The organism is Candidatus Tisiphia endosymbiont of Thecophora atra (genome assembly GCF_964026395.1).
In the GTDB taxonomy this organism is placed as follows: domain Bacteria; phylum Pseudomonadota; class Alphaproteobacteria; order Rickettsiales; family Rickettsiaceae; genus Tisiphia.
On sequence record NZ_OZ032145.1, the window covers coordinates 907,124 to 924,551 of the forward strand.

At 33.2% G+C, this 17,428-nt stretch carries 18 protein-coding genes; 10 read left to right on the top strand and 8 right to left on the bottom strand.

Annotated elements, in window-relative coordinates:
• The first annotated feature begins 36 nt into the window (after positions 1–36).
• From AAGD45_RS04450 to AAGD45_RS04465, 4 genes are all read left to right on the top strand, one after another.
• On the top strand, positions 37–255 hold the full coding sequence (locus AAGD45_RS04450) for a hypothetical protein (protein ID WP_341760838.1): 219 nt from the start codon (positions 37–39) through the stop codon (positions 253–255).
• Positions 240–1,649, top strand: a complete 1,410-nt coding sequence (gene dnaA / locus AAGD45_RS04455; protein ID WP_375331319.1) for a chromosomal replication initiator protein DnaA — start codon at positions 240–242, stop codon at positions 1,647–1,649. The genes AAGD45_RS04450 and dnaA overlap by 16 nt, the downstream gene beginning before the upstream one ends.
• 158 nt (positions 1,650–1,807) lie before the next feature.
• Positions 1,808–3,070: an ATP-dependent Clp protease ATP-binding subunit ClpX gene (gene clpX, locus AAGD45_RS04460; RefSeq protein WP_341760837.1), complete on the top strand. Its 1,263-nt coding sequence runs from the start codon at positions 1,808–1,810 to the stop codon at positions 3,068–3,070.
• A gap of 99 nt (positions 3,071–3,169) precedes the next feature.
• Positions 3,170–3,445, top strand: coding sequence for a hypothetical protein (locus AAGD45_RS04465; RefSeq protein ID WP_341760836.1), 276 nt, complete (start codon positions 3,170–3,172; stop codon positions 3,443–3,445).
• 82 nt (positions 3,446–3,527) lie between these two features.
• On the opposite strand, the gene AAGD45_RS04470 is transcribed toward AAGD45_RS04465, so the two are convergent.
• Positions 3,528–3,674, bottom strand: a complete 147-nt coding sequence (locus AAGD45_RS04470; protein ID WP_341760835.1) for a hypothetical protein — start codon at positions 3,672–3,674, stop codon at positions 3,528–3,530.
• Between the two features lie 603 nt (positions 3,675–4,277).
• Between AAGD45_RS04470 and AAGD45_RS04475 the strand changes: the two genes are divergently transcribed.
• Positions 4,278–4,925 (top strand): heme exporter protein CcmB, encoded by a 648-nt coding sequence (locus AAGD45_RS04475; RefSeq protein WP_341760834.1) that lies wholly within the window; start codon positions 4,278–4,280, stop codon positions 4,923–4,925.
• 108 nt (positions 4,926–5,033) lie between these two features.
• Positions 5,034–5,465 (top strand): DUF2670 domain-containing protein, encoded by a 432-nt coding sequence (locus AAGD45_RS04480; protein WP_341760833.1) that lies wholly within the window; start codon positions 5,034–5,036, stop codon positions 5,463–5,465.
• Positions 5,466–5,993: 528 nt separating this feature from the next.
• Here the strand turns inward: AAGD45_RS04480 and AAGD45_RS04485 are convergent.
• From AAGD45_RS04485 to AAGD45_RS04495, 3 genes are all read right to left on the bottom strand, one after another.
• Positions 5,994–6,188 (bottom strand): hypothetical protein, encoded by a 195-nt coding sequence (locus tag AAGD45_RS04485; RefSeq protein ID WP_341760832.1) that lies wholly within the window; start codon positions 6,186–6,188, stop codon positions 5,994–5,996.
• Positions 6,189–6,467: 279 nt separating this feature from the next.
• The gene (gene lpdA, locus AAGD45_RS04490; protein ID WP_341760831.1) at positions 6,468–7,856 is read right to left on the bottom strand and encodes a dihydrolipoyl dehydrogenase; all 1,389 of its coding nucleotides are present in this window, start codon (positions 7,854–7,856) and stop codon (positions 6,468–6,470) included.
• 60 nt (positions 7,857–7,916) lie between these two features.
• Positions 7,917–8,894 (bottom strand): Fic family protein, encoded by a 978-nt coding sequence (locus tag AAGD45_RS04495; protein ID WP_341762215.1) that lies wholly within the window; start codon positions 8,892–8,894, stop codon positions 7,917–7,919.
• A 154-nt stretch (positions 8,895–9,048) separates the two neighbouring features.
• Between AAGD45_RS04495 and AAGD45_RS04500 the strand changes: the two genes are divergently transcribed.
• Positions 9,049–10,719: an IS1634 family transposase gene (locus AAGD45_RS04500; protein ID WP_341760830.1), complete on the top strand. Its 1,671-nt coding sequence runs from the start codon at positions 9,049–9,051 to the stop codon at positions 10,717–10,719.
• Positions 10,720–11,096: 377 nt separating this feature from the next.
• On the opposite strand, the gene AAGD45_RS04505 is transcribed toward AAGD45_RS04500, so the two are convergent.
• Positions 11,097–11,321: a DUF6290 family protein gene (locus tag AAGD45_RS04505; RefSeq protein WP_341760829.1), complete on the bottom strand. Its 225-nt coding sequence runs from the start codon at positions 11,319–11,321 to the stop codon at positions 11,097–11,099.
• A gap of 83 nt (positions 11,322–11,404) precedes the next feature.
• Between AAGD45_RS04505 and AAGD45_RS04510 the strand changes: the two genes are divergently transcribed.
• Positions 11,405–12,097 carry a SprT family zinc-dependent metalloprotease gene (locus AAGD45_RS04510; RefSeq protein WP_341760828.1) on the top strand — a complete coding sequence of 231 codons (693 nt, stop codon included), beginning with the start codon at positions 11,405–11,407 and terminating at the stop codon, positions 12,095–12,097.
• Here the strand turns inward: AAGD45_RS04510 and rpe are convergent.
• From rpe to AAGD45_RS04525, 3 genes are all read right to left on the bottom strand, one after another.
• Entirely contained in the window at positions 12,086–12,736 is a 651-nt protein-coding gene (gene rpe, locus AAGD45_RS04515; protein WP_341760827.1) for a ribulose-phosphate 3-epimerase, read from the bottom strand. The two genes, AAGD45_RS04510 and rpe, sit on opposite strands and share 12 nt — an antisense overlap.
• Positions 12,723–13,028, bottom strand: coding sequence for a hypothetical protein (locus AAGD45_RS04520; RefSeq protein WP_341760826.1), 306 nt, complete (start codon positions 13,026–13,028; stop codon positions 12,723–12,725). The genes rpe and AAGD45_RS04520 overlap by 14 nt, the downstream gene beginning before the upstream one ends.
• A gap of 195 nt (positions 13,029–13,223) precedes the next feature.
• Entirely contained in the window at positions 13,224–13,643 is a 420-nt protein-coding gene (locus AAGD45_RS04525) for a carboxymuconolactone decarboxylase family protein (RefSeq protein ID WP_341760825.1), read from the bottom strand.
• Positions 13,644–13,846: 203 nt separating this feature from the next.
• On the opposite strand from AAGD45_RS04525, the gene AAGD45_RS04530 reads away from it, so the two are divergent.
• The gene (locus AAGD45_RS04530; protein ID WP_341760824.1) at positions 13,847–15,391 is read left to right on the top strand and encodes an acyl-CoA carboxylase subunit beta; all 1,545 of its coding nucleotides are present in this window, start codon (positions 13,847–13,849) and stop codon (positions 15,389–15,391) included.
• 21 nt (positions 15,392–15,412) lie between these two features.
• Positions 15,413–17,410 (top strand): acetyl/propionyl/methylcrotonyl-CoA carboxylase subunit alpha, encoded by a 1,998-nt coding sequence (locus AAGD45_RS04535; RefSeq protein ID WP_341760823.1) that lies wholly within the window; start codon positions 15,413–15,415, stop codon positions 17,408–17,410.
• The last annotated feature ends 18 nt before the right edge of the window (positions 17,411–17,428 follow it).

Consider the following 17,428-nt stretch of genomic DNA (forward strand, 5'->3'; position numbering starts at 1 on the left):
CAAGTACTTTTTCTTAGCTGGCGTTTATTGCCTGATATGTCCTTAAATCATGAATTTAACAACCAGTTCATATCGAAAGTCAGGAATAAAAATAATGTATTATTCCTTTGCCGTTCAGGTGTACGATCTCATGAAGCGGCATCGTGTGCTGGTGGTTTAGGTTATCCAAACTGCTACAACATCATTGATGGTTTTGAAGGAGGAGATAATGGAGCTGGTTGGAAACAAAATAATTTACCATGGCAAGTTCTGTGAATACTAACCAAAATCAATTGACTGTAGAAAAGGAAGTAGCTCATTATAGAGATATTTGGCAGCATGTTTGTTCTGATCTTAATAAACATTATGGTGAGTCTTTGTATAAAAGTTGGTTCAGTAAGATTAACTTTCTAGAAGCTTCTACTACTACTGTTATACTTTCTACACCAACAAATTTTATTCGAGATTGGATAAAATCAAGATATGCACGTGATATATTGCAATCTTGGCAGTCCTACGACAAAGATATTAAATCAATTGAGATAGTTACTAAAGAATTACTAGAACAAAATCCAAATATACCTGAATATTTAGCAAAAATTCCATCAATAAAAGAAGGAATGGATATCAATTCCGAAGGCATTTTTTCAGCATTAGACTTACGATTTACTTTTGAAAATTTTGTAGTTGGTGGACCAAATGAGTTAGCATATGCAGCCTCTAGAGCAGTTGCTGAATCAGAGAGTGCCGTAGCTGAATCTAACCCCTTATTTTTGTATGGGGGTGTTGGCCTTGGTAAGACACACTTAATGCATGCTATTGCTTGGTATATAAGACATAATAACCCGACTCGCAAAGTAATTTACATGTCGGCAGAAAAGTTTATGTATCAATTCATCAAAGCACTTCGTAATAAAGATGTTATGTCCTTTAAAGAAGAATTTCGTTCAGTTGACGTGCTAATGATCGATGATATTCAATTTATATCTGGTAAAGATAGTACTCAAGAAGAGTTTTTTCATACTTTCAATGCTTTGATTGATAATAATCGTCAAATGGTTATATCATGTGACCGTTCACCGTCTGATTTAGATAATATTGAAGAGCGGATTAAATCTAGGCTTGGTTGGGGATTGGTTGCAGATGTTCACAGTACTACTTATGAACTAAGATTGGGAATATTAGAATCTAAGCTTGAACAGATGAATATTCACATACCTAAAAATGTTGTAGAATTCTTGGCATCAAAAATAACGTCAAATGTTAGAGAGTTAGAGGGGGCTCTTAATAAAGTTATTGCTCATTCAACTTTAGTTGGTAGGGAGATAACTTTAGAAAATACCCAAAATATTTTACGTGACTTACTACGTTCCAATGAAAGAATTATAACGATTGAAGATATTCAAAGAAAAGTAGCTGATCGTTATAATATTAAATTTTCTGATATGTCTTCTCCTAGACGTATTCGCTCAATAGCTAGACCAAGGCAAGTAGCTATGTATTTAAGTAAAACATTAACCCCAAAAAGCCTTACTGATATTGGTAAGAAATTTGGTAAGAAAGATCATACTACAATAATGCATGCCATCAAAAAAGTAGAAGAATTATGTGAAATTGATGCAGAATTTCGAGAGGAACTTAGTCTGTTAATGAAGATACTGCAAAACTAGATTACTATGAACTTAAAGAAAAGCACGTTTCCCATAATAGAAATATTGTCTTATCCCAAATTCGCGTATCTTGAAAATATATTAGACTTACCTAAATAACTTATCTATATTAGAGGTATATAAGCTATATTAAACTCATAAATTAAAAAAGCGGAATCATGTCAGGGGAAGTTGGAAAAAAAGAATTAAACTGTTCTTTTTGTGGTAAAAATCAATATGAAGTAATAAAATTAATTGCTGGACCAACAGTATTTATTTGTAATGAATGTATTGAACTTTGCCGTGATATTATAAAAGAAGAGACTAAAGTAACTCTTAAACAAGTTGCCTCTTTAATTCCAACACCACAAAGAATTTTTTCTACTCTTAATGATTACGTAATTGGTCAAGATCAAGCAAAAAAAGTCTTATCAGTTGCGGTATATAATCACTATAAACGATTAGAATATATCGAGTCAGGTAATAATGATGTCGAATTAAATAAATCAAATATCCTAATTATTGGTTCTACTGGCTCTGGTAAAACCCTTTTGGCACAAACCTTAGCAAAAATTCTTGATGTACCTTTCACTATGGCAGATGCCACTTCTTTAACCGAAGCTGGCTATGTTGGTGAAGATGTTGAAAATATCTTGCTAAGATTATTACAAGCAGCAGACTTTAATATAGCCAAAGCCCAACGAGGCATTGTTTATATAGATGAAGTAGATAAAATCGCTAGAAAATCTGAAAACCCTTCCATAACAAGAGATGTATCGGGAGAAGGAGTCCAACAAGCATTACTTAAAATCATGGAAGGAACTATTGCTTCTGTTCCCCCCCAAGGTGGCAGAAAACACCCACAGCAAGATTTTGTTCAAGTAGATACTTCCAATATTTTGTTCATATGCGGTGGAGCTTTCATGGGGATAGATAATATCATTAATGCCCGTACTGCTCAAAGTTCGATTGGTTTTGCGGCAAATGTCCAATCAAAACAAGAAAAAAAACACAGTGAAATACTCAAATCATTAGAAATTGAAGATCTAGTAAAGTTTGGGTTAATTCCAGAATTCATCGGTAGGCTTCCAGTAGTAGCAACTTTAGATGACCTAGACAAAGCATCTTTGGTGGCAATTTTAACTCAACCCAAAAATGCTGTTATCAAGCAATATCATAAATTATTTGAGTTAGATGATGTTGAACTATCAATTGATAATGATGCTTTAGAAGGAATAGCCGAGAAAGCACTGGCACGAAAAACCGGAGCTAGAGGCCTTAGATCGATAATTGAGACACTGCTACTTGACAGCATGTATAATGTTACCAATCTGAAAAAAATGCATGTACATATTTCAAAAGATGTTATAGATGGCAAAGCTACCCCCATAATTACACCAAGAAACTACGGAAAAGCTACTAAAAAGCGTATGGCGGTATAGAATAAAGAATTTATTAATTCATTTCTTAATTAATAGTTGACATTCTTTTTGCAAATAGTTACAATTTTCTTTATATTTCAAATTAACAGAGGATTATATATGATAAATAATGATAATGATGCAATAATGATTCAAAGAATAATTAACCGGAATTGTTTACATCCTGAGCATGTAGCAGCTTTAAAAGCCGCTCTTATAAATTATTTCAGAAACAACGGTGATAATAATTTTAATGCTAACAACAGGGTAGAGGATAATGATTTAAATGTTAACAACCAAAATGTTGGCAACTTTATTACTACAGAGGTAGCTAGTCTTAATACATCTGATGCCACACTACCACTAGCAGGAGAAGCCGAACATCCTACAGAATAACTACAAATACTACCGCTTCAAGAGCTGTAAAAACAGCTCTTGAAGTTAGTTGCAATGTAATTAAAAAGGTTTTACTAATTTGTCATAAAGTAACATGATTCCCGTAGAAAAAAAATGGGGCAAATATACTCTTTACTTCCAATAATGAGGATTCATTACTAATTTCTTGTTGTAAATCTCCTCTGATTAAATCAAAGATTTCCTGTAAACTTTTACCACCATCTATCATTTGTTTAAAAACATATTTGGTATAATTAGAAATTGGTATAGTAATATTGATATTTTTTAATAATGAACTATTTAATGTAAAGTTAACCTCAAATATTGATGTAATAAGTTAATAATAGGCTCAAGTAGTCATCGCCATTAGGGGTAACATCCATAACTGTCGAAAGTTAGTAAATATAGCTTCCCTAACCTGAATTCGATGTAACAAGTTACATCGAATTCAGTATTATATATAGAAACAATCAGGTTTGAAGCGGCTGCCCACCTGATTGTTAAAATATAATACTCCATTCAATATGTGATTTTAATAATTAAAATTACATATTGAATGATGAAAAAAGTTAAAATGCACCCGCGTCAGCCGCTTCAAGAGTGCATTTTTCCTTATAACAAAGCAAGTATCGATATAAGAATTAATAATTCTTATATCGAACTGAGGTTCCCTATACGTCTATTAGCGAGGAGGCAATGGAATCGCCAACGCGGCAATCTTGTTGTGAAGTAGGGACAAGTATTACTTCAAAAGATTGCTACGACGACGCTTTTCGCGGCTTCTCGCTAATAGACAGTTAAGGAAAAACTTGATTATCGAGTATAATGAGATATGCATAAACTAATACAGCTAATAAAATGGGAATACTTAATTCAAAATCGTATTAATAATCTTAGCAAATATCTATTTATATTTTTTTTATTTTGTATTTTCAGCACTGCTTTAATCAATGACCAAGTAGATATTAAGAAATTTGGGATTATTTTTTCAGTAATTTTTTTACCAATAGCCCTAATTGGCTTCTCTAGTCTAATATTAAAGCAAGATGTGGAGGATGGAAGTTTAGAGCTACTATTATCCAGTTTCAGTGAGAGTGAAATTGTTACATCTAAATTATTTGCTATATTTTTTAGTTCACTTACTAGCTCTTTATTAAATATCCCAATAATTTATATTATTTTCGATCTTGATCTAATAACAGTAACCTATCTTTTTATCACTCTAACTTTGCTATTAACTTTGTCCAGTAGCCTACTAGTTTTAATTGGATCTATTCAAAGCTATTTTAGGTCAAATACTAACCTACTAGCAATATTAATCATGCCACTATTAATACCCAACATAATACTTACCGGTCTTGTTTTACAAAATCTTGAGAATATAAGTCTAATTTTTGTTATGATTGGTATCAATATGCTTCTTTTACCAACCATATTTTATCTCTCATCATATCTAATTAAGAATATTTACAACATTTAATTTATATTATACACCATACTGACCCCTGCACTAATAAAAAAATTGTTATTTTTTTATTATTCATGTAATTTAATCGTAGTTTTTTAACCATTTTTCGGTAGTTTATATATGTGGCAAGCTTTAAGAAGACTAATAGCAGCTAACCCTATGGGGGTGTTTTTATGGAGTATCATAGCTAAATGGTACTTTATGATAGCAGTTGCCTCTTTGATAGTATTATTTTGGGTAGCCAAGGGTCTTGAACAAATTGGATTTATAAAATATATGACCGATGCTACAATTGAAATTCTTGATACATCTAAATCAATTGCTCAAAATTGTACTACAAAATTAGGTCCCAACTTTGAGAGCTTAACCAATTTTTGGAAATGTTTAGGAGACCCACCAAAATACGAAATTAGAGAAGAAGAAACAGGGGAAAAAGTTTTAGAGGATGGATTAAATAAGTTATTGCCTAAAGATAAGACAGTACCGGAAATGCTTCCATATCGCAATCCTTATGATTCTCCTAACGATTCTACAGATAGTGATGATAAATAAACCGATGGTAATTAACCTGAATTCGATGTAACAAGTTACATCGAATTCAGTATTATATATAGAAACAATCAGGTTTGAAGCGGCTGCCCACCTGATTGTTAAAATATAATACTCCATTCAATATGTGATTTTAATTATTAAAATCATATATTGAATGATGAAAAAAGTTAAAATGCACTCGTAGAACCGCTTCAAGAGTGCATTTTTCCTTATAACAAAGCCAGTTCGATATAAGAATTATTAATTCTTATATCGAACTGAGGTTAATTAAGTAAATTATCTAAACAATCAGATTTGAGACGGCTCTGCATCTGATTCTCGATAATCAAGTTTTTCCTTAACCGTCTATTAGCGAGAAGCCAAGCCGCGAAAAGCAGCGTCGTAGCAATCTTTTGAAGTAATACTTGTCCCTACTTCACAAGATTGCCGCGTCGCCGCTTCCATCGCCTCTTCGCAATGACGTATCTTTTAATAATTCTAAAAAACTTGATTATCGAGTTAAACCTTTTCGAGTTAGCTATACTAAAACTAAATCAAACAATAATAAACCACATACAGCCAAGAAAACAAGCCATGTACGATTGCCCATAATACAGAGTGGTTTATATTAAATGAAATAGCCATAGCAAGTGCCGCACCAAATGACACGCCATGCTGCATAATAATGTTTATTTTCTTCCTTGGTGGATAAACTCCATAATCTTCAGTATTCATTTTACTCATTTTTTTTCCTCATATAATTCTAGAACAATTTATAACATAATTTATGCTTACCACTAAGTATATTTAAAAAAAATTATTCACTCACATTACACATGACAGTTTAAAATCGTAGGGAAAACAGTCTAGCGTCATTGCGAGAAGCCACTTTAGTGGCGACGAAGCAATCCATTTCTAGTCATTTTCCTAGATTGCTTCGTCGACCTACGGTCTTCCTCGCAATGACGTCCTGTACTTTCCAGCAACTTTAAATTGCTATGGGTTACGCGTAAGGCGAGTTCTTTAAATATGAATAGCCCTACCATAAGCCTGTAATACCGCTTCTCCCATCATTTCAGATAAAGTTGGATGTGGAAAAATGCTATTCATTAAATCAAGTTCCGTACCCTCCATAGTTCTAGTGATTACATAACCTTGAATTAGTTCGGTAACCTCTTCACCTATCAAATGAGCTCCTAACAATTCTCCAGTCTTTATATCAAAAATCGTTTTTATCATCCCTTCATTATAACCATCAACCAAGGCTTTACCGTTAGCGATAGATGGGAATCTGCCAATTTTTACTTGGTAACCATCTTTTTTCGCTTGTTCTTCAGTAAGCCCTACACTAGCAATCTGTGGTGAGGAATAAGTACAGCCTGGAATATTACGTTTCTCTATAGGATGAGCCTTAAGACCCGCTATAGTTTCCGCAGCAATAATACCTTCATGACTTGCCTTGTGGGCAAGCCATGGCGCTGATGTTACATCACCTATTGCATAAATGCCTTCTTCCGAAGTTTGCATAAACTGATTGGTAATAATATGACCTCTATCTATTTTGATATTAGTTTTTTCTAAATTAAGGTTTTCCGTGTTACCAACTATACCAACGGCTATAAGCAAAATTTCAGCTTGTATCTTGTAATTTTTTCCATCTATCTCAACTTCAACTACAACATGGTCTTGGGTTTTGCTATGATTTAACAATTTGCTATTAGTATGAATTTTTATACCTTTCTTTTCAAAGGTTTTTCGTGCCATTAAAGAAATTTCCTCATCTTCACTAGGTAAAATCCTATTTTGTGCTTCAATTACAGTGACATTTGTTCCTAAATCATTATAAAATGAAGCAAATTCTATACCAATCGCTCCTGATCCAACAATAATCATAGATTTTGGTAATTTATCAAGAACCATAGCCTCTTTGGAGGTAATAACTTGCTTGCCATCCGGCTCAAATCCATCTAAGATTCTAGATCTTGCACCTGTTGCAATTATTATGTCCTTTGCTTTAATCGAAATCTTTTGACCATTATTATTGATATCTACTACCTTGCCTGTTCCTAGCCTAGCCGTGCCATCAATTATCGTAACCTTATTTTTTTTTAGCAGAGATTTAATACCAAATGTTAACTGTGTCGATATGTCTCTAGAACGCTGTACTATTTTTTTTAGGTCAAAACTTGCTTCACCTACTATAATACCATAATCTTTAGCATGTCTAATTTTTTGAAATAATTCAGCTGATTTAAGCAGTGCTTTTGTTGGGATACAACCCCAATTTAAGCAAACTCCCCCTAAATGCTCCTTCTCAATCAACACAACTTTTTTATTTAGTTGTGCAGCCCTAATCGCAGCCACGTAACCACCTGGACCACCACCAATAATCGCTAGATCGTAATTTTCCATTAATATATCCACTCATTCTTTCTAGATTTCTTTTATAACTTAATTTAACGGAAGAGTCTATTATTGAAATTTATAACAAGTTTGATTTTTTATACCTTTATGAGTTAGGATACCTTCCTTAACTCCAAAGATTAGATCACGACTGGCCGACACAGAAGAAATATCCTTATGTAATAGAATATAATCTTTCCTTGAAAACCAACTATTTGGTAATTTTATTTTAGCAAATTCTAACCTAGACTTAGGAGTTTTGACTTGAGATACTACATTATTAACATATAGTTGCAGAGCTTTTAGTATCTGTGTTGCCATAAATTCAATGAATAAGGTAGACTCCCCTACTTTATCACACTCAGCTAAAACGTTATAGTACTCACTTTGTTCGTTTTTTATTAGTACCTCTACCGAAATATATTTAAAAATTGGATCTGCTTTCATTAATAATAATTGTTGCCATAACCTACCCATTCGCCCATTACCATCTGAGAAAGGATGGATAAATTCTAGCTCATAATGAAATACGCAAGCTTTAATTAGCCACGGAATATCCTTATTTTCTTTTATGAACTGAAATAATTTATCCATTAATAATGGGATACGACTCGCTTTAGGAGCTATATGAGATATTTCATTGCCTTTAAATATGCCAACTCCGCTGGCTCGAAAATAGCCATTATCAACTATTAACTCTTGCATCAATAATCTATGTGCCTCTAGTAAACAATCTATTGATAATGGATTTAATTTATGTAAATTATTGTATAATTTAATGGCATTGTTAACTTCAATAATATCATTTTTAGAACCTAGCACCAGTTTTCCGTCAATTATATCGGTTATTTGGTCTAAACTTAAACTATTGCCTTCAATTGCTAAAGAAGAATGGATCGTCTTTATTTGGTTACTTTTTCTAAGTTTTACTGCAGGCAAAGGAAGCTTAGCTCCGGATAAAATACCAAGCTCATATGCAATATCTTGCAGTAATGTAAGTATTTTATTACTTACTTGAAAAGGTGGGTTTTCCTGACTTCCGCAGATTTTTTGATATTAGTTGTTATAAGTGGCATTAGTAAGGAGGTGAAGTGGTACTCTCGTTCTGTTGTGCCTAGTAGATATTTTATTATTGACTTTAACTGCGATGTTGTTTATTATTTAATTAATTGAATATAGCCTCATATTTTATAGCCCTAATATGTACATACGTCGTAAAAAAACTCCTAATAGTCCAAGGCAATCTATTCAAATAGTGGAAGGTTATCGTGATAGTAAAGGTAACGTCAAACAGCGTATAGTACGTCATTTAGGAGTCTTCATAGATGAAGTAGAAGAAGCTAAATTAGTTGCCCTAGCACAAGATTTGATTGCCAAGATTAAAGCTGAGAGAGAAGCTGCAATTGGGCAGAGGAATTTGTTTACTGATGATACTAACGAGGTTAAAAGAGGTCGTCCAACTAACAAGTTGTTAAAAGATATTCTACCTGTTAACGAAGTAAAACTAAATGAGGTTGTAGAAGTCAAGCGAGTTGTTGAAGGAGTGCATCAAATAGGGGGGCATGTTTATGATCAAATGCATTTTAACCAGTTACTAGCAAGGAAACGTGACGCTGGGATGCTGAAGGATTTAGTGTTAGCCCGTATGGTAAGACCAAATAGTAAAAAAGGGATAGTTGAGTATTTAAGCGATCAATTTGACAGGCATCATGATCTAGATGCTACTTATCGGATGATGGACAAATTACATGAGCAAATACCTAAAATTAAAGAATTATGCTTTAAAAACACCCTAACCCTGATTCCTAATAAAGAGATTAGCCTAGTATTTTTTGATGTCACTACACTATACTTTGAATCAGTAGAAATAGATGAGCTAAGAGCCTTTGGCTATAGTAAAGATCATCGCTTTAATACTACCCAACTAGTTCTTGCCCTAGCAACTAATGAGGATGGATTACCACTTGGCTATGAGCTGTTTAGTGGTAATACCGCAGAAGTTAGCACCTTAATTAAATCAATTAACAGCTGGCAAGCGTATCTTAAAGTTAAAGATGTCTGTTTTATTGCTGATCGTGCAATGTTTAGTAAAGCTAACTTGCAAGCTCTCGATGAAGGTGGTTATCGTTATATTGTGGCAGCAAAGCTTAAAACACTCAAGAAAGAAAAGAAAGAAGAAATATTATCAGAGGAAAACTATAAGCCTACTGTTATAGGCAATGATCTTACTTGGATTGCCGATCTAGAGCATGATGGTAAACGTCTAATTACCAGTTATAAATCTAAAAGGGCTATTAATGATGCACAGGAGCGACAAAAAATTTTAGATAAAATTAATAAGACTATTGGTGAGTCTGGTAGTACTAAAAAACTTATATCTAATAGTGGAGTAAAAAAATATACTTCTAGTGAAAATGGCAAGAGCTATATTGACGCAGAGAAGATAGAGCAGGATGCGTTGTGGGATGGCATACATGGGGTAATCACCAATGACCAAACTATAACTCCACATGAAGCAATAGCAAAATATGCTAGATTATGGGTAATTGAAGAGCAATTTAGAATCAATAAACATAATTTACAAATGCGTCCAATTTTTCACTGGACTAAACAAAGGATAGAAGCACACATAGCTGTGTGTTATATGAGTTTTGCAGTGCTTAAAACTATAGAATACAAGGTTGCTCTGACCCAAAAGATCAGTGTAACTAACATCGTTGAATTATTAATATCAGTACAGGCTTCAATCTTAAGACATACAAAGACTGGTGATCTTTATAGACTACCAAGTGCAATAAAAAACGAAGCTAGAAAAATCTATAAAACCTTTAACATCAAGCGTTCAGACCATGCTGAAATATATTTAAAATAACAAAATAATGTTGTGCCTAAATTTTAAAAATCCTAGCACTATGAGCCTTCTAAGCTTATGCCTTATTAAAAAATGCGGAAGTCGGGGGATAAAATACCAAGCTCATATGCAATATCTTGCAGTAATGTAAGTATTTTATTACTTACTTGAAAAGGTGGGTTTTTATTCATAAAATGATAGTATCATATGATACTATCATTGGCTATAAAATAATATTAGCTAGTATTTATACTACTCGTAAATGAAGAGTTGATAGACGAAGATTAAAATCATGAGGATTAATAGAGATTCTGCTTTCCAAATAGTGAATTATACGCTGTTGTATATCTTTATTTAATTTTGAAAATTGTTTTCTACTACGATCCGTAAACAGAATACTATAAGCCATTTTCCTTTTTAATTTGATTTAATGAATAAGTTTTAAAACCATCGTTATAAAACTCATCTAAAGCTTGCCTGCCAATTGTAAGATCCTTTTGATCGACTAAATATAACTCTACAGCTTTTCTTAATACATAGGCTTTACTACGGTCATGTACTTTAGCAAAAGTTTCAATTTGTTCATTTAACTGATCATCTACGTTAAAAGATAAAGTATGCATAATTAAGTTACTCTTAATAAATTTAATTAACTATTATTATCAATATACTATATTAATAATAATTTTTAAATTAGATTTTAAACATGAAACATCAGCAGATTACTTTAGACAAACTAGGGGCTGATATTGACATTCCAGTAAGATATAGTAATAAAGCCAAACGAATTAGCATTAGAATAAACCACAAAGGAGCTGAATTAGTTTTACCTAATAAAAATTTTAATACAGGATATAAATTTTTATTAGAAAAAGAATCTTGGGTTAGGCAAAAACTACAAAAATTCTTAAACAAACCCCCCTTTGATTATAACACAATAACAGTCTTTGACGAAGTATATTCGTTATTAAATATTGATGCAGATTATAAAAAAGTACAAATCACAGATGATGTTATTCAAATATATTCTTTACCCTCACAACACAAAAGTACTTTAGTAAGGTTTTTGAAAGATATGTTGTTACTAGAAACCACAAAACTTGCTACTCTTCTAGCGAAAGAACATAATATAAACTTTACTAAAATTAAAATTATGAATAATAAGAGCAAATGGGGAAGTTGCTCTAGTAAGGCTGTACTTGCTTTTAATTGGCGTCTTATTTTTGCTCCAAAAAAAATATTAAAATACTTAGTGGTCCATGAAATATGTCATATAATTGAAATGAATCACAGTCCTCATTTTTGGAATTTAGTAGCAAAACTTTATCCAGACTATAAGTTGGCTAGATTATGGCTTAAGGAAAATGGCAATAATCTCCATCAATATTTAATGTCTTAGTAAGTCCATTTGTTTTTGATAATCTTTTGATTGGAAAATAAAATTACCTGATACTAAAATATCAGCTCCAGCTTTTATACAGTTCTTACCGGTAACATCATTTATTCCTCCATCTACAGAAAGCATTATAGGTTTACCAAAATTTTTGATTTTTTCTGAAATAATTTTGATTTTCTCTAGCTGATTCTCTATAAATTTTTGGCTAGAAAAACCGGGATTTACGGTCATTGCTAGAATTAGATCTATTTTATCAATAATATAATCTATAAAATTTGGACTTGCAGAAGGAAGTAGTGCCACCCCAGCTTTTAACCCTAAATTTTGAATAATACTTAAAGTTCTGTCAAGATGAATAGTGGTTTCAGGATGGATAGTGATAATATCCGCTCCGCTACTAGCATAGTCTTTAATCGAATATTCCGGGTTATTAATCATTAAATGTACGTCAAATGGTAATGTAGTATGAGGTCTTAAAGCTTTTATTATAGGAGGCCCAAATGTTAAGTTAGGTACAAAATGTCCATCCATAACGTCTATATGGATCATATCAGCACCAGCTTCTTCTAAAGCACTGATTTCTTTTTGCAAATTAGCAAAATCTGCTGATAGTAACGAAGGTGCGATCTTAATTATTTTCACTTTTGTTTTTATCCTCAATATGAACTTTTTGGCTATTTTTTCTTCTTGCTATATTCTGTTTTAAAGCCCTAGACAGTTTTTGAAATTTACTGTCACTATAGTTAATTGATTTGGACTTGCATACGTTGTTGCTCGGTTGCTTACCTAGTAATTTTCGGCTTCGATCCTCGCTCCTAGTATCAAGTCCAACTGAATTAACTATAAAACTTTTTTGCTTCTGCTGTTTTTCCTTTGTTATAAAACCCTTCCTATAAACTTTTTTAAGTTTTTTACTGCATTCTATAAAATACATATCACTTATGTTATACCACCCAAAAACTATAGATATATATACTCGGTGAACTTCAAGAATTGACGTCGTCGTGTCTAAAGATCTCCGCTGCTCACGTACTAATGTACGCTCCGCTGCTCGACTTTGACACTCCTAGCTCTTCTTGAAGTTGACCTTCGTCTACCAACTCTTCATTTACGAGTAGTATACCCACAGTTAAAATGTTTTTAAGCTTATAGCTATTCTATTTAAGGCATTCATAATTGAAATACAAATAGTAATATCTACAATTTCTCTCTCAGAAAAATACTGTAATATTTCATCTTTCATTGCGTCAATTTCCTCGAAGAAACCCCGCGTTATTAATTCACACCATCTTAGAGCTATAATTTCTTTTTCACTAAATACCTCTTTACTAGAAGACCAAATTGGTAATAAATCTAACTTCTTTTGAGGGACATTATTCTTTCTAGCATCTGTAAGATGTAAATTGCAACAATAAAAGCAGCTATTTATTTGTGATACCCTCAGTTCAATTAAGTATCTTAGTCCCTTATCAAGAGGAGATTCATTAAGACTTTCATAAGATTTATATATACATGACATTGTGTTCTTAGAGATTTCGACATAGTTCATTTTTTTCCTTTGGATTTAGTTATTTAGTAAATATTATTCCTGAACAATGTCTATATCTAAACCATTTCATCTGTCAAGTAAAGAACTGACAAATTCAGTAGTAAGTTACATTCTATAACTATTCAAATAAATTTCTACTATCTTTTCGACATTTTATTATTATACTACAGGTTATGATTTTATAATGAACTAGTATAGCCATAATGAATCAACATATTGTAAATTCTCCTGAATCACTTGATGAAAAACGTAACAATGCCCGTCAAGGTGGGGGGGGAGAGAGAATCGCCTTACAACATAAAAAAGGTAAACTTACTGCAAGAGAAAGGATAGAAGTATTGCTAGATCCTGAGAGTTTTGAAGAAACAGGAATGTTTGTTGAACATAGATGCAGTAATTTTGGCATGAACGACAAAAAATTCCTAGGGGACGGTATAATAACTGGACATGGCACCATAAATGGTAGGTTGGTTTTTGTGTATAGCCAAGATTTTACGGTGTTAGGTGGATCTCTTGGAGAATATCACGCTAAGAAAATTTGCACTATACTCGATTCTGCTTTAGCAGTAGGAGCACCAGTTATTGGCATAAATGATTCGGGAGGTGCAAGAATTCAAGAAGGGGTTGACGCCCTTGGTGGTTATGGAGAATTATTTCAACGTAATGTAATTGCTTCCGGTATTATTCCACAAATCACCTTAATTATGGGACCTTGTGCTGGTGGTGCTGTTTATTCTCCCGCCTTAACAGATTTCATATTCATGGTTAAAAATACTTCTTATATGTTTGTAACAGGACCAGACGTAGTTAAAACTGTTACAGGTGAAGAAGTAAGCCAAGAACAACTTGGCGGGGCAAAAATGCATACTACCAAGAGTGGTGTTGCTGACCTTGCTTTTAAAAATGATATAGAGCTACTTCTAGAAACTAGAAGATTTTTTAATTTTTTACCTCTATCAAATCGTAGCCCCCTGCCACATCGTCGTACCGAAGACCCAGCTGATCGGGTTGATATGTCCCTAAACACCTTAGTCCCAAGCATTCCGAACAAAGCTTATGACATGAAAGAATTAATTGAGCGTATTGTTGATGAAGGGGAGTTTTTTGAGCTGCAACCAGATTTTGCTAGAAATATTATAATCGGCTTTGGTTATATGGAAGGAAGACCTATAGGATTTGTTGCGAATCAACCATTACATTTAGCTGGCTGTTTAGATATTAACGCATCAAGAAAGGCAGCAAGGTTTGTTCGTTTTTGTGATGCGTTTAATATCCCAATAGTAACTCTAGTTGATGTACCAGGTTTTTTACCTGGCACTGATCAAGAGCATAACGGAATTATTAAACATGGAGCAAAATTGTTATATGCGTACGCTGAAGCGACTGTACCAAAAATTACCATAATCACTAGGAAAGCTTATGGTGGAGCTTATATAGTGATGAACTCAAAACATCTTCGTGGTGATGTAAATTACGCGTGGTTCAACTCAGAAATTGCAGTACTTGGGGCTGAAGGAGCTGCTGAAATAATATTTAAAGAAGAATGCAAAGATCCAGAATCAAAAAAACGAAAAATCCAAGAGTATAAAGATACTGTTACTTCTCCTTTCGCTGCAGCATCTAGAGGATACTTAGACGATATTATAAAGCCTCAAAATACTAGATGGCGTATATGTAAAGCACTAAACTTTCTTCAAAACAAAAAAATACAATTACCATGGAAGAAGCATGATAACTTACCACTTTAGTATACTTAAGCACGAGATTTTATGACTAAACCATTATTTGATAAAATTTTAATCGCCAATCGTGGTGAAATAGCTTTGAGAATAATGCAAACCCTAAAGAAGATGGGTATTAAATCAGTTGCCGTATACTCTGAAGCAGATACACATTCAATGCATGTACAATATGCTGATGAAGCGTATTATATCGGCAATTCTCCTGCCACTGAGAGCTATTTATCAATTAAAAATATTGTAAATGCTATTAGAGCAAGTGGCGCTTCGGCAGTGCATCCAGGATATGGATTTTTATCAGAAAATTCAAATTTTGCAAATATCTTAAAAAGGGAAGGAGTTGCCTTAATAGGTCCCAATGCTTCTGCTATTAAGAAAATGGGTGATAAAATTGAAGCAAAAAAAATCGCTATGGAAGCAGGAGTCAGCCTAGTCCCTGGCTATATTGGTACTATCAGCAATATAAATCAGGCCATAGAAATTGCAGAAAAAATAGGTTTCCCTGTTATAGTTAAGGCAACAGCTGGTGGTGGTGGTCGTGGAATGAGAGTGGTAAAAAACTCTGAAGAAATGGCTAATGCCTTTGAATCAGCTAAGCTTGAGGCAGTAAATAATTTTAGCGATGGTAGATTATTCATTGAAAAATTAATTCAGTCCCCAAGGCATATTGAAATACAATTATTAGCTGATCAGTATGGTAACAGTGTTTGTCTTGGTGAGCGAGAATGTTCAATTCAACGTTATCATCAAAAAGTGATTGAAGAAGCCCCAAGCTCCTTTATTACCGAGGAAATACGGCAAAAAATGTATAAAGAGACCTTAGCTTTATCTAGCAAGGTCGGTTATTACTCAGCCGGTACAGTTGAATTTATAGTTGATTTAGATAAGAACTTTTATTTCCTTGAGATGAATACTAGGCTACAAGTTGAGCATCCAGTAACTGAACTGATCACTGGTATTGACATAGTAGAAGAGATGATAAAAATTGCTGCTGGTGAAAAATTATCATTTTCTCAAGAAGATATAAAATTAAAGGGGCATGCGTTTGAATCTAGAATTTGTGCAGAAAATCCAATGCGTGGATTTCTGTCGTCTAGTGGCAGAATTACTGAATATGCAGAACCACCAAAAAATGCTAACATACGTGTGGATACAGGTCTTGGACTTGGTGGAGAAGTCAGTATGTTTTATGATTCAATGATTGCAAAACTTTGTACTTACGGAGAGACTAGAGAACAAGCTATTGAGGTTATGCGTTCTGCTTTAAGTGCTTACATAATACAAGGTATTTCTCATAATATTAGTTTCTTAGAAGCAGTAATATCACATCCTCGTTTTATAGCAGGTGATATAAATACTGCATTTATAGAAGAAGAATATCCAGATGGTTTTTCTGGAGCAAGCTTAACTTCTGAAATCACTAAAATATTTCTAGCTACAGCCATTTTTGTTTATATTGCCGAACAAAAACGTGCTTCGTTAATCTCTGGTCAAATAGTCGATCAAACTCACAAAATCGGTACTAGATGGGTTGTATCAATTGATGACAAACTATTTCCAGTTTTAATTAAATCAGTAGATTATGGTTATAATATAAGACAAGAAAATGATAGAATTTATATACGTAGTAACTGGAACTTAGGTAGTAGACTCTTTTCCTGTATTGTAAATGGTAGAAAAGCCAATGTAAAAATTGGCAATATCTTAACAGGTTATATGTTATCACATTCAGGTATTACTGTTAAAGCCTATGTCCGTTCCCCACGGATGTCTGAACTAGAAGCGTTGATGATTACAAAAAATATCCAAGAAGAGCAAACAGAACTGCACGCCCCGCTTGCAGGACAAATTATTGCAATTAAGGTTCAAGAAGGTAGTAAGGTAGTTATTGGTCAAGAGATTATGGTTTTAACTGCCATGAAAATGGAAAATATACTTGTTGCTGAGCGTAATGGGAAAATTGCTAAAATCCTAGTTAATGAGAAAGATCAGGTGATTAGTGGGCAGGTGTTACTTGAATTTGCTTAGGTTTAAATTAGGTAGGGG

Excerpts from the sequence above, each read along its gene's own strand:
- AAGD45_RS04450 (WP_341760838.1), top strand. The coding sequence starts at position 37 with ATGTCCTTAAATCATGAATTTAACAACCAGTTCATATCGAAAGTCAGG.
- dnaA (WP_375331319.1), top strand. The coding sequence starts at position 240 with ATGGCAAGTTCTGTGAATACTAACCAAAATCAATTGACTGTAGAAAAG.
- clpX (WP_341760837.1), top strand. The coding sequence starts at position 1,808 with ATGTCAGGGGAAGTTGGAAAAAAAGAATTAAACTGTTCTTTTTGTGGT.
- AAGD45_RS04465 (WP_341760836.1), top strand. The coding sequence starts at position 3,170 with ATGATAAATAATGATAATGATGCAATAATGATTCAAAGAATAATTAAC.
- AAGD45_RS04470 (WP_341760835.1), bottom strand. The coding sequence starts at position 3,674 with ATGATAGATGGTGGTAAAAGTTTACAGGAAATCTTTGATTTAATCAGA.
- AAGD45_RS04475 (WP_341760834.1), top strand. The coding sequence starts at position 4,278 with ATGCATAAACTAATACAGCTAATAAAATGGGAATACTTAATTCAAAAT.
- AAGD45_RS04480 (WP_341760833.1), top strand. The coding sequence starts at position 5,034 with ATGTGGCAAGCTTTAAGAAGACTAATAGCAGCTAACCCTATGGGGGTG.
- AAGD45_RS04485 (WP_341760832.1), bottom strand. The coding sequence starts at position 6,188 with ATGAGTAAAATGAATACTGAAGATTATGGAGTTTATCCACCAAGGAAG.
- lpdA (WP_341760831.1), bottom strand. The coding sequence starts at position 7,856 with ATGGAAAATTACGATCTAGCGATTATTGGTGGTGGTCCAGGTGGTTAC.
- AAGD45_RS04500 (WP_341760830.1), top strand. The coding sequence starts at position 9,049 with ATGTACATACGTCGTAAAAAAACTCCTAATAGTCCAAGGCAATCTATT.
- AAGD45_RS04505 (WP_341760829.1), bottom strand. The coding sequence starts at position 11,321 with ATGCATACTTTATCTTTTAACGTAGATGATCAGTTAAATGAACAAATT.
- AAGD45_RS04510 (WP_341760828.1), top strand. The coding sequence starts at position 11,405 with ATGAAACATCAGCAGATTACTTTAGACAAACTAGGGGCTGATATTGAC.
- AAGD45_RS04520 (WP_341760826.1), bottom strand. The coding sequence starts at position 13,028 with ATGTATTTTATAGAATGCAGTAAAAAACTTAAAAAAGTTTATAGGAAG.
- AAGD45_RS04525 (WP_341760825.1), bottom strand. The coding sequence starts at position 13,643 with ATGAACTATGTCGAAATCTCTAAGAACACAATGTCATGTATATATAAA.
- AAGD45_RS04530 (WP_341760824.1), top strand. The coding sequence starts at position 13,847 with ATGAATCAACATATTGTAAATTCTCCTGAATCACTTGATGAAAAACGT.
- AAGD45_RS04535 (WP_341760823.1), top strand. The coding sequence starts at position 15,413 with ATGACTAAACCATTATTTGATAAAATTTTAATCGCCAATCGTGGTGAA.